The organism is Marinobacter alexandrii, assembly GCA_039984955.1.
Lineage (GTDB): Bacteria > Bacteroidota > Bacteroidia > Cytophagales > Cyclobacteriaceae > Ekhidna.
This window is the reverse complement of sequence record JBDWTN010000007.1, coordinates 1,586,358-1,605,410: the sequence shown is the minus strand read 5'-3', so window position 1 is coordinate 1,605,410 and position 19,053 is coordinate 1,586,358. Positions and strand designations below refer to the sequence as shown.

The window sequence follows — 19,053 nt, the reverse complement described above, 5'->3', positions numbered from 1 at the left end:
GATGGACTAATCTTTTTTCTTATTTAGGTCAATTACAATAGGTGTTGCAATAAATATAGATGAATACGTACCTACGATAATACCTACAAGTAAGGCAAAAGAGAAGCCTTGTAGCACCGCACCACCAAATAAGAATAGAACAATTACCACAATTAAAGTAGTAACAGAGGTGATGAATGTTCTGCTTATCGTACTGTTTAATGATTCATTGAAAACAGGAATCAGTTCTGATCCTGATTTGATACCCATATTTTCACGAATTCTATCAAATACTACCACTGTATCATTGATAGAATATCCAATAATTGTGAGAATTGCTGCTACAAAGACCTGATCTATTTCGAATGAAATGCCTAGCAAATTAGCTATAGCAAAAGCAGACAATACGAACATTGTATCATGAAATAAGGCTATGATTGCCCCAAGTCCAAATTGCCACTTTCTAAATCTAAATACGATATAGATGAAAATACATACGAGTGCAAAAATCGCAGACTTGTAAGATGAATTCTTAATGTCGTCAGCTATTGTAGCTCCTACCTTTGAAGAACTGGATATGGTAAAGTTACCATCACTAAGTATAGCCCCATCTTCAATATAAGCTAGGCCTGTGGAGGCAGTCAGACCTTCAATTAATTTGTCCCTAACTTCAGCATCAGCTACATCAGTTTCATCGTCGATTTTAAATGATGTAGTAATTTTTAAGATATTGTCAGCACCAAAAGTTTTCACTTCCGTACTTGCATTATCAAAGTAGCTGCCTAATGAGGTTTTAATTTCCGTAGGATCTCTATCTTCATCAAAAGTGATAACATAAGCCCTACCTCCTTTGAAATCTACTCCAAGGGCTAATGATTTCACAATCATGGCAATTATGCCAACACCAATAAAAATTGAACTGAATACATAAGCAAGTTTGCGCTTGCTGAGGAAGTCGAAATTCAATTTGGTAAGTGCATTTCTTGAGAAAGCATTGGCAAAAGATAACTTTGAATTATCTCCTTTTTTAGAGAATGCTTCTACAACAACACGTGTAATAAATACTGCACTGAAGAATGAACATACGATACCAATCATCAAGGTAATTGCAAATCCTTTTACAGGGCCCTGACCTAATGTAAATAGTATGAAACCAACAATTAATGTAGTAACGTTTGCATCAAAAATTGACCAGTAAGCTTTTGAATAACCAGAAGATATTGCTGCCTTAAGTCCAGCACCATTTCGTAGTTCTTCTTTGATTCTTTCAAATATTAGCACGTTTGCATCAATAGCCATACCAATGGTTAGTACTATACCTGCAATACCAGGTAAAGTCAGTGATGTGCCAAACTGGGCAAGAATACCCATGATGAAGAATACATTAAAGAATAGCGCTAGATTGGCTATCAGCCCCCCTTTCGCATAGTAGATGACCATGAACACAATTACGATTATCAGACCAATGAGTATTGAATTTAACCCTTGATCTTGAGCCACCTTCCCTAAAGTTGGTCCTACAACTACATCTTCAACAATAGTGGTAGGAGCCGGGAGCGAACCAGCTTTCAGGATGTTGGCCAAATCCTTCGCTTCGTCAATGGTTTGAAAACCTCCAGAAATCTGTGAGCTACCGTTTGGAATCTCGCCTATTACATTTGGAGCTGAAAAAACGTAGTTATCTAATACAATTGCTATGCGTTGACCTACATTTTCACGCGTCATTTTTGCCCAGGTTCTGGAACCTGATGCATTCATTTGCATACTTACTTCAGGTTCGGCTCTTTCATTCAAAGAAGCAGATGCATTAGAGATAACTTCACCTGTCAAAGAAGCTTTCCCACTTCTGTTTGTTCTGATAGGATATAATTCGAGAAGGTCGGGTCCTGTAAGATCATCACCTTTATCTTTTGGCTGAACATCCCAGAGAAACTTCATGGTAGATGGAATGATAGCTTGAACATCCTCTCTTTCAAGAATTCGATTAATTTTTGCTGTATCCCTTGCATTGTAAACAAAGCCTCCTTGACCAGTATTTATCATCAAATCAAGTAGAGGAGAGTTTTGGGTATTGATCAGCGAATCAAGCTGATCATTGGTTACAGAATCTTCTTCATTAGTCGCTAGAGAATCTGCTTCGTCATCACTGCTAAGCAAGGCCGTAATATCATCTTTTATTTGTTGACCGTCTTCTGCTAGCTCTTGACTTACAGGATTCTTCTTCATCTCCTCAACTATCAGTGAGTTAATTTGGAGCAATACTTGTCCAACTTCTTGCTGCTGATGAACTTCCCAAAACTCAAGCTTAGCTACCCCTTGAAGAAGCTTTCGTACCCTTTGAGGATTATCAACTCCTGGAAGTTCTATCTGAATTCTACCTGTTCCCTGCAATCTTTGGATGTTAGGCTGTGAAGTTCCGAATCGATCAATTCTTGTTCTTAGAATGTTAAAAGAACGATCAATAGCACTTTCTACTTCTGTATTGATAATATCAAGAATTTCAGAATCTGTGCTTTGTAAACTTATTCTACCTCTATTGGCGGCTGTAGCAAAAATTTGAGCAAGTTCTTTTTCAGGAGCCCTTTCTTTGAATTCATTATAAAATTCATCCACGAAATCGAGCTGAGTTCCTCTGACACTTGTCTTTGCAGCGGTCAAAGATGCAGTAAAGTCTGAGTCTCCACTATTTCCAGTTAATCCTTTAATAATATCTACAGGAGAAACCTCGAGAGTTACGTGCATTCCTCCTTGAAGATCAAGTCCAAGATTTAACTCTGTTTCTTTTATTTCCTTATATGTATAACCAATCCCAAAAAGATCGTATACAGGCTCATTCCATATAGAGTCAAGGTATCGTTGTTTTTCAACCACATCCGTGGCGCCATCGCTATCCTGAGTTGCTTCTACAGCCTGCTGTTGCACATTCTGAGAGATGTAGGTAAACGATAAGTAATAGATACACAGCAATGAGATGAGTATCGTTAAAAAGACTATAAATCCTTTATTTTTCATTGTAATAAGAATTGAACTGACGTATTAACCTGTCAGCATTTAAGTTAATTGTTTAGAATTTTTTTGTAAGTACTTGATAGCTCGTAAGAACTAGGGGGCGTTAGGAGAGATAATTCTTCTAAAAAGAATCTTCAGAGCTTTTTGCGCGGATGGCAAAATTGATTTTACAATAGGAGCGTTTTCTTCATTTTCATTTTGAAAAAAAACTTCCTCAACTAGATAAGATTGGTAATCTAAATTTAGTTGTAAAGAAGATGCAGGTATTGCTATGGCTTCTCCAACTTGTTGATTTTCAGTTTTGTCTGATTGTTCTTGTTCTGGATTTTCTTTGTTTTCTTCAGTTACGATTACAGCTTGTGTGAGCACAAAAAGGGCTATCACAAAACCAAAAACTGTTTGCGAAAATTTTGTCGATATTTTGTTGAAGTATTTCAAAGCGGAGGCAAATGTACTAAATCAATGATTAAGGTAGGTAGATACGACCTTTAACGCGGTGTTAAAATTCTCATGATTCGGAATAATAAGATCTGCCCATTTTTTTGATGGCTCAATATACTTTGTGTATGAAGGTGTAACATGGTGCTCATATCGATATAGAACATCATTTAGGTCATATCCTCTTTCATTAGCATCTCGAATAATACGTCTTTTCATCATTAAATAATCTGGGGCTTCTATATAAAGCTTTAAGTCAAGCAGCTCTCGAATTTCGTGTATATATAGAATAAAAATACCCTCCACCAAGATCACGGGCTGACTCTCAATGGTAACAATCTTTGATTTTGAATTACTATTGTTGAAAGTGTATTCTTTATATGAGATAGATTCTCCTTTGATAAGTTTCTTTAGATCCTCAATATATTGTTGATGATCAATTGACTCTAAGCGATCAAAATCTTCTATACCCTCTTCATCCTTCTTTTGCTTTGATATCTCAACATAGTAATTATCCATGGAAAGAAGAGATGCTGATTTGATTTGAGAAATCAGGCTATTCATGAAAAGGGTTTTCCCTGATCCACTCCCGCCTGTGATTCCTACTATTATTGGTTTAGACATAGGTTTGATTGAGGTGTTCTAAAAGTTTTTGAACAGCCTTTGCTCTATGAGAAATTCTATTTTTCACTTCGATAGATAGCTGTGCAAAAGTTTCCTCATATTCCTCAGGTTGAAAAATGGGATCATATCCAAAACCATTTGTACCTAGTCTTGCCTCGATGATCTTTCCTTTTACTTCTCCGGAAAACTGCTTTTCATTTCCTTTATCGTCAATAAAGGTGACTACCGTTTGAAATTTCGCAGACCTGTCAGATATGTCTTTTAGATTCTCAAGGAGGAGGTCGATATTATCATCATCGTTTTTATGCTTTCCGGCATATCTGGCAGAGTAAACACCTGGCTCTCCATCCAAAGAAGATACAGAAAGCCCACTATCGTCTGCGAATGTGGGGATTCCATGTTTTTCGTAAACATATCTGGCTTTGATTCTCGAATTTTCCTCAAAGGTGTCTCCAGTTTCTTCAATGTCCTCCGAAATTCCAAGCTCATTTAACCCAACAATGGAGAAGTGATCCGACATTATTTGAGCCATTTCCTTTACCTTATTTGGATTGTGGGAGGCAAAGCAAATCTTCATGCTCTATTGTTTTGTGACTGAAACAGGTTGTAATTCAAATAGAATCGGAGCATTAGACCCTATGAATACACCTATACCTCTTTCACCGTAAGCTTGACCAGAAGGAATTAGGATGATCGCTTTTCCTCCTATCCCTAAGTGCTTGAAGGTTCCTGCTATACCATTTGCAAAGCCTGCTACAAATCCTCCATCTCCTGTCGGAATTGTCCAAGCTGAACTCGAATATGTAATGAAAAGTGGCTCATAATTTAGACCAGTAAAAACACTTATTGTATCGTTATCGATTACGAATGGGTTTTCTTCGTAGTAGGCTTGCAAAGAATCTCCAATAACTTCTATTGAGGTATCAAAAATTGTATCGCCTAGTGTTTTACCTATGTAGTTGAAATTTACTTGATCGCTTTCGTCAATTCTATCAGCGGCATTCACCGAACCAGAATCAAGAATTACATATCTAACACCATTTGTAGCAGTACCAATTTGATTTTCTAAAAATCCATTTATCTCTAGATACTCTGCAATTGCAACACTATCCTTTTCAGCTTGTATGCTAGGATCTGTAATAATAGCCACGTCCCCTTCACCGCAAGATGCAATCACCAATGCTAATACAACACCTAATACTATTTCTTTCATCCGTTTTTAGTCTTTAACTTCAACTAATTCAACGTCAAAGACTAAGATTGAGTTTGCTTTGATAACAGCACTTCTGTTACTACTGCCATATCCTAATGTACTTGGAATATATAGTCTTGCTTTCCCACCTTCATTTAACAACGCAATTCCTTCATCCCACCCTTTGATCACTTCTCCTTGTCCAAGAGGGAATGAGTAGGGTACATATGGTTCTCTTCTTTCGTTGTAGATGCCATTCTCCATCGCAACTTCCTTATTACTAGAATCAAAATAATCGCCATTTAAAACCCATCCGGTGTAGTTTACACTGACTTGTTGTCCTGGTGTGGGTTTTGAGCCTGTGCCTTCTTCAGTCATTACAAATCTCAAGCCACTTTCTGTTTTAGCAGCGTCTATTCCATTTTCAATTAAATAGTCATCTATTATCTGATTGTCGATAACAATTTGTTTAGAAGCAGCCTCTTCAGCTTTCTTAGCCACCATATCGAAATAACCTTCTTCAGTTAATTGATCTACATACTTGACTTGGAAATTAATTTTGCTTTCAGGGGCAATAGAATCAGGTAATGGAGCCCTGAACGTTTTTTGAAAGAACTCTGATGCTGCCAAGTCGAAGCTTACGCTATCCCCTGTTTTCAGAAGTGGTAATATTTGGAAAAGCTCACCCTGATCTTGAGCATTGGTTGGATCAATTTTTAAAGGTATTGGATCGGCATTATCCATGACCACCTTACCATCTTCAGTTGTAGATTTAATGATAAACATTGAAACCAGACTGTCAACAGGTTGATCTCCATTTCCTTTTTTAAGGTAGGTTACTGTGACCCCACTCTCTGTTTCAAATGAACTCGTCCCACATGCAGCAAAAAGCACAGCTATTACGATATATCCTATTTTTCTCATTTTATGCGTGTATTTAAAATGTCTTTTTCTATTAAATCTTTAAATTTTTGTTCAGTTTCTTTTAGCGATAGATCTGAAGATCCTCCGGCTGCATTTTTGTGCCCGCCTCCGTTAAAGTATTCTTCCGCGAATTTATTCACTGCAAAGTCCCCAATGCTCCTAAAGGAAAGCTTAATTTCTTTTTCTCTCTCAATAATTATTGCTGCTACTGCAATACCTTTTATGGATAATGCATAATTGACTAACCCTTCGGTATCCCCTTGTTTTAATCTAAAATCTTTAAAATCACCCTCTTCGATGATAAAATAAGCAACCCTGGCAATCTCATCTACTTCAAGTTTTTGTGCAAGAGCATGTCCCAAAAATCTAAGCCGTTCTAAAGAATTCGTGTCGTAAATAAATCGACTAACCTTATTAACATCAGCTCCTAAGTCAATTAATTCCGCTACCGTCCTGTGAATTTTTGAAGTGGTAGAAGGATGTTTAAACGACCCGGTATCGGTCATTATGCCTGCATATAAACACTCTGCAATATCTTGATTAATCGAATCCTTTCCAGAATAATTATTGATCAAATCATAGATTAACTCTGCTGTAGCTGCCGATTTATCATTCCAGAAATTAAAATCAGGAATAATTTCAGGATTAAGGTGGTGGTCTACAAGGGCAATTTTAGCTGGAGTATTCGAAGCAACTTCCTTCATTCGTTTGATTCTACCAAATCCGGAAAAATCTAAACAAAAAAGCAAATCAGCATCATTGATTAATGCGTCGGCAACATCTTGAGATTTTTCATAATTAACTACCAGATGATTTCCAGGCATCCATTCTAGGAAGTCCGGATAACTATTCGGAACGATTGTAGTGACCTTATGACCGAATTGAACTAAGAAATGATGCAATCCTAAGGATGAGCCCAGTGCATCAGCATCGGGATTGGCATGAGTCGTGATCACAATTTTTTTAGGAGTATTTAGATAATCCTTTAACGCCTGTATATCCTGCATAAAAAATGCCCTGACGGGCAAATGTGAACGGCAAAATTAGTAACATTTATAAAACCTTCTATTAGCCATTAAAACTCTCTGCTATTCCGTTATTTTTGCGGCGATTTTAGAAGCGTAAACAAAACGAATAATGGCTGGAAAAAAGACTTTCACAATGATCAAACCAGATGCTTATGAAGCTGGTAATTCAGGTGCGATCATCAAAATTATTGAAGAAGCAGGTTTTAAAGTAGAGGCTGCAAAATTGACTAAACTTTCTGCAGAACGTGCAGGGCAGTTTTATGAAGTTCATAAAGAGAGACCATTTTATAATGACCTTGTTTCTTATATGTCTTCAGGGGCCATTATAGCGATGGTACTTGAAAAAGAAAATGCTGTTGAAGATTTTAGAAATCTTATTGGTGCGACGAATCCTGCTGAGGCTGCCGAAGGTACAATTAGAAAGCAATTTGCAAAATCTATAGAAGCAAATGCTATACATGGATCTGATTCCGACGAGAATGCTGCTATTGAGGCAAGCTTCTTTTTCTCAATGACGGAGAGATTCTAAGACTTAAGGTTTAGAGTAAACAAAGACTTTTGGAATAATTTGAGCCCACGATAGAAATTATCGTGGGTTTTATTTTGTCTCAGCTAAAGCTGATTCATCTCTTCTCTCAATCCAGAAATTATTAAATCCCTCACCTAATGAAATGACTATTTGTTTTAATTGCAGCAGCTCTAGAATAGACAGGAAATTAAAAATGATAAGAATTTTTTCTGGTTTCTCATCAATCATATCAGTAAAAGAAAGTTTCTTACCATAAACTAAGCGTTCCATGAGCTTGGCTTTTTGTTTTTCGATTGTATATGGGTATTGGACTACTTTATGAATTGGCTTATTTTTTTCAAATTCATAGCGTGTCATTACCTTCTGAAATACCTTCATCATCTTGTATAGATCAAGGTCTTGCATCTCAGCTTCAACGTTGATAGTCTCGGAAAGGCGCTTAATTTCTTTTTTAAGATTCCCTCGTTTTTCTCGATCCAATCTATCAGCTTCCATTTTTGAAAGCGTAGCTACTACAGACTTATATTTCTTATACTCTAATAGGTGTTTTATCAGTTCTTCCCTAGGGTCAATCTCATTCCCTTCTTCATCGATCACGGGTCTTGGCAATAGCATTTTAGCTTTTATTCTCATCAAAGTAGCTGCAACTAAAATGAATTCACTAGCTACCTCTACATTTAATTTTTCAAGATGCTCAAGGTATTCCAAAAAGTCGTTGGTGATTTTAGCTATAGGAATATCATATATATCCAGCTCGTCACGTTCTATAAAGAATAAGAGAAGGTCGAAGGGTCCTTCAAATAGCTCTAGCTTTATTTCAAATGTTTGATCACTTACCACCATTCAAAATTAAGGACTCTATGGAATTTCGTTTTGATTAATTTACCTTTCTATCGAATGTTTAGTTTTGCAGACTGTTTAGCTAGATAGAACAGCTTTTCAAACAATCTGAACTTGATGGTGTTTGGAAGAAATAAGGAATAAAATGGAGATAATACCTGGACCTCTTTTAGCGGAAATTGACTCACCCGACGATCTTAAAAAGTTAGATGTTAGACAACTAGCTCAAGTATGTCAGGAATTAAGAGATTTTATTATTGATAATGTCTCCGTATATGGAGGACATTTTGGTGCTAGCCTTGGAGTAACGGAGCTTTCTGTAGCTCTTCATTATGTTTTTAACACACCAGTTGATCAATTAGTATGGGATGTAGGCCACCAGGCTTACGGTCACAAGATACTTACAGGAAGAAAGAATTCATTTCACACAAACCGTAAATACAAAGGGATTTCAGGTTTTCCTAAAAGAAGTGAAAGTGAATATGACACTTTTGGTGTTGGACACTCTTCTACATCCATTTCGGCTGCCTTAGGTATGGCAGAAGCTTCAAGGTTGAAAAATGAAAAAGAGAAGCAACATATTGCAGTAATTGGTGATGGTGCGATGACTGGAGGTCTGGCTTTTGAGGCAATGAATCATGGTGGTGTTTCAAATTCAAATCTTCTCATTGTTTTAAATGACAATTGTATGTCAATTGATCCGAATGTAGGAGCATTGAAGGATTACTTAACAGATATAACCACTAGTCAAACTTATAATAAGTTCAGAGATGAAATCTGGAAGTTATTGGGGAAAGTAAGCAAATTTGGTCCCAATGCTCAGGAAATTGCGGCGAAGGTTGAAAACTCAATGAAAAGCCTATTACTTAAGCAAAGCAATCTATTTGAATCACTCAACTTAAGATATTTTGGTCCTATTGATGGACACGATGTAAATCATCTTGTTGATGTTATGGAGGATTTGAGAAAAATTCCAGGCCCAAAGATTTTACATTGTCTTACAGTTAAAGGAAAGGGTTACGAATTAGCAGAGAAAGATCAAACTAAATGGCACGCCCCAGGCACATTTGATAAAATTACCGGAGCGATAAATAAAAAAACCTATGAAACTCCTCAACCTCCAAAATTTCAAGATGTATTTGGTCACACATTAGTTGAATTAGCCAAAGAAAATAAAAAGATTGTTGGTATCACGCCGGCTATGCCTTCTGGTTCATCTATGAAAATAATGATGGAAGAAATTCCAGATAGGGCTTACGATGTGGGAATTGCAGAGCAGCATGCTGTTACATTTTCTGCTGGGTTATCTACACAAGGAATGGTGCCTTTTTGCAACATTTATAGCACCTTCATGCAAAGAGCATATGATCAAGTTATACACGATGTGTGTATCCAAAATCTTCATGTAGTTTTTTGCATGGATAGAGCAGGAGTTGCAGGTGCTGACGGTCCAACGCATCACGGGGCTTATGATATAGCTTATATGAGATGTATTCCCAATATGGTAGTATCTGCTCCTATGAATGAGGAAGAGCTTCGCAATTTGATGTTTACGGCCAGCGAGCACGATGGACCAATATCTATTAGATATCCACGCGGAGCTGGAACAATGCCTGAGTGGAGAACAGCTATGAAAAAGATTGAGATAGGAAAAGGAAGAAGATTAATTGAAGGTAAAGACATAGCTATACTATCAATCGGTCAAGTAGGGAATTACGCCTTGAATGCTGCTGAAGAGCTTCAGAAAGAAGGGTTGAGTCCATCAGTGTATGATATGAGGTTTGTCAAGCCTCTAGATGAAGAGCTGCTTCACGAAATCTTCAAGTCGCACCGACACTTAATTACTTTAGAGGATGGATGTATCATGGGAGGATTTGGCTCAGCTATCCTTGAATTTGCGGCAGATAATAATTACCACTCTAGTGTGAAGAGATTGGGAATTCCAGACAAAATCATCGAGCATGGAGAGCAGTCGCAGCTGCATAATGAATGTGGCTATGATGTTAATGCGATTAAGCAAGCAGTTTTTCAGGTGCTTTCAAAAAAAGAAACACTAGTCTGAAGTAATTAGAATGCCCTGGTAGAGAGCTGGTCTAAGTTTTTTTTACTATTTTAAAACAATATGAAGGTTCGATTAAAAACCATTATTCTCATTGTTTTACTTTTTTCATTGACCACTTCATGTAAGAAGTCTACGTCAAGTCAAGCCAATTCAGATTATCCAGAACGCGAAGAATTTATTATAGACCTTGATCTTGAAGTGATCAAAGAGCGAGGTTATCTCACCGCTATTATGGATAATAGTTCAACGGGTCTTTTTGTATACAAAGGGAAGACTATGGGGTATGAATATGAACTTCTAAAACGTTTTTGTGCAGAACATGGTTTACAGCTTCGAATTAATATAACACAGAATATAGGAGAAGGCTTTAATAAACTAAACACTGGGGAAGGAGATATTTTAGCTTATAATCTTACAGTAACTAAAGAGCGCAAAAAGCGAATTTCATTTACTCATTATCACAACCTTCAACGTCAGGTCTTGATTCAAAGAAAACCTGAAAATTGGAGAAAAATTAAACTACACGAAATTGAAGCTCAGCTGATAAGAAATCCGGTCGATCTAATTGGAAAGCAAGTAGTGGTTAGACCGCATTCATCTTACTATGATAGAATGGTGAATCTATCAGATGAAATTGGCGGTGATATTCTAATAGTTGCCGGAGATTCGAATGTGGAAACTGAGCAGTTAATCAAAAGAGTAGCTGAAGGAACTATAGATTATACAGTTGCAGAGGAAGATGTTGCTTTGGTAAATTCTACCTATTATTCCAATATTGATATAAAAACACCTGTCAGCTTCCCTACGCAAATTGCATGGGGCGTGAGAAAAAATTCAAGTCAACTGTTAGCGTCACTCAATGAGTGGATCATTAAAATGAGAAAGACAACAGATTACTATGTTATTTATGATAAGTACTTTAAGAGTTCTAAGTCTGCACTAAGAAGATCTAGAAGTAAGTATTCTTCTATAGGTGGGTCTGAAGCAATTTCTCCTTACGATTCACTTATAAAAAATGCAGCAAATGAGCTTGAATGGGATTGGTTATTGTTGGCTGCTCAGGTTTTTAGGGAGTCAAAATTTGATGCGAATGCAGAATCTTGGGCCGGTGCAATAGGTCTATTGCAAGTCATGCCACGTACAGGTAGAGAATATGGAGTATTGAGTTTGTATGACCCTGAGGATAATATTTATGCTGGGATGAAGCATCTACTTTGGCTTCAAAGGCAATGGGAGAAGGTGATAGAAGACGAAGATGAAAGATTAAAGTTTGTTTTGGCCTCATACAATGTCGGATTAGGTCATTTACAAGACGCCATTCGTTTGACAGAAAAATATGGCGGTAATACTAAAAAATGGGACGATGTAAGCGAATTCCTCCTAAAAAAATCTCAATCAAAATTCTTTAATGACCCAGTTGTAGAATTTGGATACTGTAGAGGGTCTGAACCTATAGATTATGTATCCAAGATATTAGATGTTTATCAGAACTATAAAGAAATCCTGCAACAGCAAAGTCAGCTTCAGACAATCGCTCAGTAGAGGTTATTGCGTAAAAAAAGCTATGACATATATCAATGATGTATGTCATATCTGGAAACAATCTTATCTTTGAAGTTAATACCCGTCTTAGCCATGAAAAACCAGCACGAAATACTACTGGAAGAGTACCACAAGATTAGAAAATCTGATCTTTCAATTGATCAGTTCACATACATCCTCAAAATATACCCTTCATTATTGGTCTGTATGAGTGATGGTAAGCTGGATAAGGAGGAGTGGGATGGAGTATTGAATATTTCAAAAGGCCTGGCATTGTTATACTTGGACCAAATGCCAAATACAAACGCGGATCGAGTGGAGACTCTTTTTCGGACTGAGTTTCGTTATTTACTTGAAAACATTGATAAGTGGGAAAAGAAGTTTCTCAATACACTGAAAAGCTATTTGGAGGAGCATCCTGACGAGAAAGAATTTGTTTATGAAGCAATGTATTTGTTCGCAAATGCAGCAGATGGCATAGCTCACGAGGAACAACGTGCCATTGATAAATTATCTAGCCGACTTTCTTTAGAGCATTAAATCGTTCAATTATTTTATTGTAATCTATTTCTTCGGTTTCCGATTGAAGAACCTCATCCATGACTTGTTTTTGGATTTTCCCAAGACGTAAAGCTTCTGAATAGGGAATATCTGAAAATGTTACCATGCTGTAAAGTGGTATCCATTCATTTGGAAATTGTTCTTGAATTTTAGCTTCTAGTTTCTTTCTTTTTAAAAAAATTGGATCACCAACATGATCTCTCATTTCGATGAAATTCATAAGAGCAAGCTCAGAAATGGCATCAGCATCCTTTTTTCTTTGTTGTGAATAGGAAGGTAATATGCTATCCCAGTCCCAATTCATTTTTTCACTCATTTCGATAAACAATCGAACATCTTCAAATCCTGAATTCATCCCCTGTCCATAAAAAGGGACAATTGCATGAGCTGCATCTCCTAATAGAATACTCCTGCCTTTATTCCAAGGCTCACATTTTGTAGTGATTAACGAAGAGGTAGGATTTTCAAAAAATTGATCAGAAAGGTCTGGTATCAATGCCTTAGCATCAGCAAAAAATTGATCAAAGAAAGAATCAACTTCCGTTTTACTGCTCAATTGTGCAAAGGAAGGAGACCCCTCAAAAGGGAAAAATAGTGTGCAAGTAAAAGTTTTATCATTATTCGGAAGAGCTATAAGCATGAAATTACCTCTTGGCCAGATATGAAGGTAATTCTGCTCTAATCCGAATTCTCCATTAATTGGCTTGATAGATAATTCTTTATAGCCATGTTCGATGTAATGTTGAGAGAAATTAAAACGATCAGTGAATTGCAATTTTTTTCTTAAAGCGGAGAAGGCCCCATCAGTGCCAATGATAAGATCAGATTCTACGCTTACCCCGTTTTCAAAACTAATATTGTTTTTTTCGAAATCGATATCAGTACATTTATGATTAAAGTACACTTCAACACCGGATTCTTCCGCTGAGTTGATGAGCAGTTCGTTCAGTTGGGCTCTTGAAACCGAGTTAATAAATTGTCCCTCTTTGCCATAGGATTGATACGTGAGAGCTCCAGATTGATCGTGCATCATTCTGCCATTCATCGGAATCAAAAAAGGAGCGATGGTATCATAAACCCCAGCTAATTTTAAAGGCTGAATTCCTCTATGACTTAATGCAAGATTGATAGACCTTCCTTGAGCTACTAATGAATTTCTAGGATCTTCTCTTTTTTCAAACACTTGAACGGAAAATCCCTTTTTCTTAAGCATTACAGCTATTAAAGAGCCGACAAGCCCAGCTCCTACTATGCTAATTTTATCCTTCATTCGCTAGGGCGTTTTCCAAAATAGTTACAAAATTCACAGCATCCTCAAATGAATTATACAAAGGGACTGGTGCAACTCTAATCACATTTGGTTCCCTCCAGTCAAGCATGACTCCTTTGTCAATGATATAATTAAATACGCTCTTACCATGATTCAATAGAAAGATTGATAATTGTGCTCCGCGCTCCTCATGATTCCCCGGAGTAATGATCTTGACTTGGTTTTTTAGTATATCAGAATCAAGAATCAAATGTTCCATGAAGTCAGTCAGCTTGATACTCTTGGATCTTAGATTATCCATCCCGGCCTCATCAAATAGACTCAATGAAGCTAAATGCGAAGCATGTGAAATGATATTGATGTTGCTTAGCTGCCATCCATCCACAGATGGTATTGGGTTGATTGTGTTGTTCATTTTAAACCGATCTTCTGAATTATGACCCCACCATCCAGACAAACGAGGGATTGATTGATTCTTTGCATGCTTTTCATGAATGAATAAACCTCCTACTCCTCCAGGACCAGAATTTAAATATTTATAAGTGCACCATACGGCAAAGTCAACTTGATCATGATGGAGATTTAATGGAATATTCCCGGCAGTATGCGCCAAATCAAATCCAACCTTAGCTTCCACCTTATGTGCTGCTTCAGTGATACGCTTAATATCGAATAGCTGGCCGGTATAGTATTGTATTCCTGGAAACATTACCAATGCAAGCTCATCTCCAAGCTCATTAATTTTTTCAATAACTTCTTCTGTCTTGAGACAATCAGAGCCTTTAGGTGGTTGAAGTTCAATCAAATTTTCATAAGGGTCGTATCCGCTTAAAGAAATCCTCGAATGGACCGCATAAAAATCTGATGGGAATGCACCACGTTCTATTAGAATCTTAGACTTTTTGCCTTTAGGGTGATAAAATGAAGCAAGGGCTAAATGTAGGTTTGTAGTCAGGTTATTCATTGCGACTACTTCCTCTTCTAGAGCACCTACAATTCTGGCTAAAGAAGCTTTTGAGTTTTTATGATAGGAGACCCATGGTTTTGAGCCAGTAAAATGGCCCTCTACACCTTTTTGTTGCCAATTTTTTAATTCTTCTACAACGTAGTTTTCTGTAATCTTAGGTTGTAGGCCTAGAGAGTTTCCACATAAGTAGATACAATCCTTTCCATTACGTTGAGGAAAGTGGAATTGAGATTTATAATGAGATAGAGAATCAGAATCATCTAATTCTTTAGCTTTTTGTAATGCTTCCTTCAAAATGTAAGTTTAGTCTGTGAATCTTGGATCTGTTTCCATGGTTTCTCCGCAATTATCGCAAGTTCTTAACTCTTCAGAATTGAAAAATTCTCGAAATCTTGGCTGAAAATCTTTTTCAACATCTTCAAGATTGAAATAAGTGTCATGTAATTTGTTATTACAGTTATCACAAAACCACATAAGACCGTCGGTGTGACCCGATTCACGTTTTCTTTCGATGACTAGTCCAACCGTATTTTCAGGTCTGGCGGGAGAGTGAGGAACTTTTGCAGGGTGTAAATACATTTCCCCTTCTTTTATTGGAATCTTGACTGCCTTACCATCTTCCTGAATAGTAACTTCGATATCACCTTCGAGTTGATAAAATAGCTCCTCTGTTTCGTTGTAGTGATAATCTTTTCTAGCATTAGGGCCACCTACAATCATTACGATGTAATCTCCAGCTTCCGTATATAGATTCTTATTGCCAACAGGGGGCTTTAAGAGGTTACGATTTTCTTCAATCCATTTTTGTAGATTGAAAGGTCTTTGTATCGCCATGTTAGAGATGTTTATTTTTGAAGAAAAGTTAGAAAGAATTTATGGATTTAGACCTTAAAGGTAAAAGAGCTTTGGTTTGTGGAAGCTCTCAAGGAATGGGATTGGCGATAGCAAAGGAATTGAGCTCATTAGGGTCGCGAGTTACTCTTTTTGCACGGAATGAAGATTCTTTGAAAGAGGCTCTTCAAGAACTAGCGCCAGGAGACCATGACTACTTGGTAGCAGATTTTGATGACCTGGATGCTGTAAAGACGAAGGTGAAAGAAGGGCTTAAGAATGGCGATTATCATATTTTGGTGAATAATTCTGGGGGACCAGCACCTGGCCTTCTGGCGGAAGCTGATTTATTGGATTTTGAGGTGGCAATGAATAGACATTTGAACGTAAGCCATTTACTTGTCCAAGCCCTGCTACCTGGAATGAAAAAAACTAATTACGGTAGAGTAGTTAATATAATCTCCACATCAGTGAAAATTCCGATTGTTGGGTTAGGAGTTAGTAATACAGTGAGAGGAGCTATGGCTTCATGGTCCAAAACCCTGGCGAGTGAGCTTGGTCAATATGGTATTACGGTTAATAATATTCTTCCAGGCTTTATCAATACGGCTCGCATTGAAAGCCTTATTGCCGGAAAATCTAAGAATTTGGGTAAGACCGAAATGGAAATCGAAGAAGGTATGAAGAAAATGATACCTGCAGGTAGATTTGGAGAAGCTTCTGAAATTGCAGCTTATGCAGCCTTACTATGTAGTCCTAGCGGCGCATATATTAACGGGACTAGCTTAAGAATTGACGGAGGTAGAACAGGATCAATATAATAAAATGCAAAAGATTCAAAACTTCGTAAATGGGGAATATAGAGATCCTATCAAAGGTGATTATATTGAAAACATAGAACCAGGCACTGGAAAAGTCTTTGCCCAGGTTCCAAATTCAACACAAGAGGATCTGGATCTAGCTGTTGAAGCTAGTAAAGAAGCCTTTCCTGTCTGGAGTCGCATGGCTGTTGATAAGAGAAGTAGAATTCTCCACAAGCTTGCAGATCTAATTGATTATAATCTTGATGATTTAGCACTCATGGAGAGTCGTGATAATGGGAAACCTTTATGGTTAGCAAAGGCCGTGGATATACCCAGAGCGAGCGCGAATTTTAGATTTTATGCTTCAGCAATTGTCAATTTTTCTTCGGAGGCGCAGGTTTCAGAGGGTTTCATGGTGAATTATACTAGAAGGTCACCCGTCGGTATCGTTGGTTGTATATCACCGTGGAATTTGCCGTTATATCTTTTTTCTTGGAAGATTGCCCCTGCTTTGGCCATGGGAAATTGTGTTATTGCAAAACCTTCAGAACTCACACCAATGACTGCCTTTTTGCTTGGAAAACTTAGCAAAGATGCTGGAATGCCAAACGGAGTATTGAACATTTTGCATGGAGAAGGTAAAAGTATTGGCCAGGCAATTGTTGAACATGAAGTGACAAAGGCAATTTCATTTACAGGAGGTACAGCTACCGGAAGAATAGTTGGTGCCACGGCATCTCAACAATTCAAGAAAGTATCACTGGAACTTGGAGGAAAAAATCCGAACATCATTTTTGCGGATTGTGATCTGGATGAAGCCGTAAAAACAAGTGTAAAAAGCTCTTTTACTAATCAAGGAGAAATATGTCTCTGTGGGTCACGTATCCTTGTCGAGGATTCAATTTATGATGAGTTTAAAGCCAGGTTCTTGAAAGAGTGTGAAAAAATAGTTGTCGGTGATCCTATGAATGCTAAATCTATCATGGGTGCACTCGTTTCAGAAGATCATCTAAATAAAGTAGACTCGTATGTTCTATTGGCCAAAGAAGAAGGAGGTAAGGTCTTGCATGGTGGAAATAGAATCGCTCGAGAAGGATTTTATTATGAGCCAACAGTTATTGAAGGATTAGATAAAAACTGCAGAACAAATCAAGAAGAGATTTTTGGGCCTGTTGTGACCTTGAATAAATTTAAAAATGAAGAAGAGGCAATTGATATAGCAAATTCTACGCGATATGGACTTTCATGTACTATTTGGACTTCTGATCTCAAAAGAGCCCATCGAGTATCGCATGCAGTTCAATCGGGCATTATCTGGGTCAACTGCTGGTTAGTGCGTGATTTAAGAACTCCTTTTGGTGGAATGAAGGATTCCGGAATTGGAAGAGAGGGAGGGAACGAAGCACTCAGGTTTTTTTCTGAACCTCAGAATGTTTGCATTAAGCTTTAAAACAAAAAAAACCTGACTAAGCCAGGTTTTTTGTTTTTATTATTTGTGAATCCGCAACTAAACCGATTCTCCTTCTTTCAATCTTGCAATCTTGAAAGACTTTCTTTCTTTATGCCCACAATACCCACAAGCATAATATTTCATCAACTCTCCTTCTTCAGCTTCAGAAGCAGTTTGAATAATTTCTTCTCTATCAACTTTTAAAGTCTGGTAGTTACAGTTATTACACTGAAGTGCATGCAGTCTACCGTTGTATTTTTCGATTTTTGTGAATCCTGACTCTTCGTCAATCCAAACATCATAATCTACTGAGAATGCATCTTCTTCAGCTTGCATACCTTCATCGAGGTAAACATCTTCCTCTTCCTCACTGAGAAGCTTCATTTTCTTTCCATCAGGAGAAGTTCTTGGCGTGAATCTTAATTTCTTAAGACGCTTTTCGATAAAGAATGGATAGTAAAATTTCAAAACGTTTTGAATAATTACTCCAAGGATTACTGCAAACATGGAACTCATAAAGAGTCTCACGAAAAACCATAACCAAGTAGACTCAGCAAAAAGAGTATTGAAAAAGAGTGTGCCTCCGATTATAATTAATAATGCTCCATTCCATAGCATGTTTATTTCATGCATATTGATGTAGTCATATCTTGTTTTATAATCACTGGTAGCCAGCAACTTTAAATAATGGCCTAACAGAATTAATAAACCAACACCAGCCACGGCCATGGCTAGGTATCCTCCGTAGGTGTTCCAGTTGCTAAGTAGTTCAGGTGAAATAGGGTCAGTCATAGCGTCTATTTATTAGTCGGAAAAAACTCCTAGTACAAAAATGCCACATTTTTTTAAAAAATCAACGAATATAAAGCAAATAAGAAGTAGGTGAGCTCTTCAAATTTGTTGTAAAATATCAAAAAAAAATGTAACAGTGGCAATCGAATTGTTGTTGGACTGCCCGTGTAGTTCCTATTCGGTATTTTTGTTGAAATCAATCAACAGGATAA

At 37.3% G+C, this 19,053-nt stretch carries 18 protein-coding genes; 6 read left to right on the top strand and 12 right to left on the bottom strand.

From position 1 onward, the window contains the following. Nucleotides 1–6: 6 nt before the first annotated feature. The 7 genes from secDF to ABJQ32_13445 all read right to left on the bottom strand — a co-directional run bounded on the left by secDF (nucleotide 7) and on the right by ABJQ32_13445 (nucleotide 7,173). Complete coding sequence (gene secDF, locus ABJQ32_13475; GenBank protein ID MEP5290653.1) at nucleotides 7–2,991, bottom strand: protein translocase subunit SecDF; 2,985 nt, start codon at nucleotides 2,989–2,991, stop codon at nucleotides 7–9. A gap of 90 nt (nucleotides 2,992–3,081) precedes the next feature. Further along, nucleotides 3,082–3,426 carry a hypothetical protein gene (locus tag ABJQ32_13470; protein MEP5290652.1) on the bottom strand — a complete coding sequence of 115 codons (345 nt, stop codon included), beginning with the start codon at nucleotides 3,424–3,426 and terminating at the stop codon, nucleotides 3,082–3,084. A gap of 21 nt (nucleotides 3,427–3,447) precedes the next feature. Beyond that, nucleotides 3,448–4,050 (bottom strand): P-loop NTPase fold protein, encoded by a 603-nt coding sequence (locus tag ABJQ32_13465; GenBank protein MEP5290651.1) that lies wholly within the window; start codon nucleotides 4,048–4,050, stop codon nucleotides 3,448–3,450. Next, nucleotides 4,043–4,627 carry an RdgB/HAM1 family non-canonical purine NTP pyrophosphatase gene (rdgB, locus tag ABJQ32_13460; GenBank protein ID MEP5290650.1) on the bottom strand — a complete coding sequence of 195 codons (585 nt, stop codon included), beginning with the start codon at nucleotides 4,625–4,627 and terminating at the stop codon, nucleotides 4,043–4,045. Before rdgB ends, ABJQ32_13465 begins: the two co-directional genes overlap by 8 nt. A 3-nt stretch (nucleotides 4,628–4,630) precedes the next feature. Next, the gene (locus ABJQ32_13455; GenBank protein ID MEP5290649.1) at nucleotides 4,631–5,263 is read right to left on the bottom strand and encodes an FKBP-type peptidyl-prolyl cis-trans isomerase; all 633 of its coding nucleotides are present in this window, start codon (nucleotides 5,261–5,263) and stop codon (nucleotides 4,631–4,633) included. Nucleotides 5,264–5,269: 6 nt separating this feature from the next. After that, nucleotides 5,270–6,166: an FKBP-type peptidyl-prolyl cis-trans isomerase gene (locus ABJQ32_13450; protein ID MEP5290648.1), complete on the bottom strand. Its 897-nt coding sequence runs from the start codon at nucleotides 6,164–6,166 to the stop codon at nucleotides 5,270–5,272. Continuing rightward, a complete protein-coding gene (locus ABJQ32_13445; GenBank protein ID MEP5290647.1) occupies nucleotides 6,163–7,173 on the bottom strand; it encodes a bifunctional oligoribonuclease/PAP phosphatase NrnA in 1,011 nt (336 codons plus the stop codon). The genes ABJQ32_13450 and ABJQ32_13445 overlap by 4 nt, the downstream gene beginning before the upstream one ends. Before the next feature lie 130 nt (nucleotides 7,174–7,303). On the opposite strand from ABJQ32_13445, the gene ABJQ32_13440 reads away from it, so the two are divergent. Next, nucleotides 7,304–7,723, top strand: coding sequence for a nucleoside-diphosphate kinase (locus ABJQ32_13440; protein MEP5290646.1), 420 nt, complete (start codon nucleotides 7,304–7,306; stop codon nucleotides 7,721–7,723). 69 nt (nucleotides 7,724–7,792) lie between these two features. Here ABJQ32_13440 and ABJQ32_13435 read toward each other — a convergent pair whose 3' ends face one another. Next, on the bottom strand, nucleotides 7,793–8,566 hold the full coding sequence (locus tag ABJQ32_13435) for a segregation/condensation protein A (protein ID MEP5290645.1): 774 nt from the start codon (nucleotides 8,564–8,566) through the stop codon (nucleotides 7,793–7,795). Nucleotides 8,567–8,708: 142 nt separating this feature from the next. Between ABJQ32_13435 and dxs the strand changes: the two genes are divergently transcribed. The 3 genes from dxs to ABJQ32_13420 all read left to right on the top strand — a co-directional run bounded on the left by dxs (nucleotide 8,709) and on the right by ABJQ32_13420 (nucleotide 12,707). Then, on the top strand, nucleotides 8,709–10,625 hold the full coding sequence (dxs, locus tag ABJQ32_13430) for a 1-deoxy-D-xylulose-5-phosphate synthase (protein ID MEP5290644.1): 1,917 nt from the start codon (nucleotides 8,709–8,711) through the stop codon (nucleotides 10,623–10,625). Between the two features lie 60 nt (nucleotides 10,626–10,685). Beyond that, nucleotides 10,686–12,167, top strand: coding sequence for a transporter substrate-binding domain-containing protein (locus tag ABJQ32_13425; protein ID MEP5290643.1), 1,482 nt, complete (start codon nucleotides 10,686–10,688; stop codon nucleotides 12,165–12,167). Between the two features lie 93 nt (nucleotides 12,168–12,260). Then, nucleotides 12,261–12,707, top strand: coding sequence for a hypothetical protein (locus ABJQ32_13420; protein MEP5290642.1), 447 nt, complete (start codon nucleotides 12,261–12,263; stop codon nucleotides 12,705–12,707). Here the strand turns inward: ABJQ32_13420 and ABJQ32_13415 are convergent. Genes ABJQ32_13415 through ABJQ32_13405 form a run of 3 tightly spaced genes read right to left on the bottom strand, consistent with a single transcriptional unit; the run spans nucleotide 12,682 to nucleotide 15,799 of the window. Further along, nucleotides 12,682–13,998 (bottom strand): NAD(P)/FAD-dependent oxidoreductase, encoded by a 1,317-nt coding sequence (locus ABJQ32_13415; GenBank protein ID MEP5290641.1) that lies wholly within the window; start codon nucleotides 13,996–13,998, stop codon nucleotides 12,682–12,684. The two genes, ABJQ32_13420 and ABJQ32_13415, sit on opposite strands and share 26 nt — an antisense overlap. Next, nucleotides 13,988–15,259, bottom strand: coding sequence for a kynureninase (kynU, locus tag ABJQ32_13410; GenBank protein MEP5290640.1), 1,272 nt, complete (start codon nucleotides 15,257–15,259; stop codon nucleotides 13,988–13,990). The genes ABJQ32_13415 and kynU overlap by 11 nt, the downstream gene beginning before the upstream one ends. A 9-nt stretch (nucleotides 15,260–15,268) precedes the next feature. After that, entirely contained in the window at nucleotides 15,269–15,799 is a 531-nt protein-coding gene (locus tag ABJQ32_13405) for a 3-hydroxyanthranilate 3,4-dioxygenase (protein ID MEP5290639.1), read from the bottom strand. Nucleotides 15,800–15,840: 41 nt separating this feature from the next. Here ABJQ32_13405 and ABJQ32_13400 point away from each other — a divergent pair, with 41 nt between their 5' ends. Next, complete coding sequence (locus ABJQ32_13400) at nucleotides 15,841–16,617, top strand: SDR family oxidoreductase (GenBank protein MEP5290638.1); 777 nt, start codon at nucleotides 15,841–15,843, stop codon at nucleotides 16,615–16,617. Between the two features lie 4 nt (nucleotides 16,618–16,621). Next, nucleotides 16,622–18,049 carry an aldehyde dehydrogenase gene (locus ABJQ32_13395; protein ID MEP5290637.1) on the top strand — a complete coding sequence of 476 codons (1,428 nt, stop codon included), beginning with the start codon at nucleotides 16,622–16,624 and terminating at the stop codon, nucleotides 18,047–18,049. Nucleotides 18,050–18,106: 57 nt separating this feature from the next. Here ABJQ32_13395 and ABJQ32_13390 read toward each other — a convergent pair whose 3' ends face one another. After that, the gene (locus ABJQ32_13390; GenBank protein ID MEP5290636.1) at nucleotides 18,107–18,841 is read right to left on the bottom strand and encodes a hypothetical protein; all 735 of its coding nucleotides are present in this window, start codon (nucleotides 18,839–18,841) and stop codon (nucleotides 18,107–18,109) included. Nucleotides 18,842–19,053 lie beyond the last annotated feature (212 nt).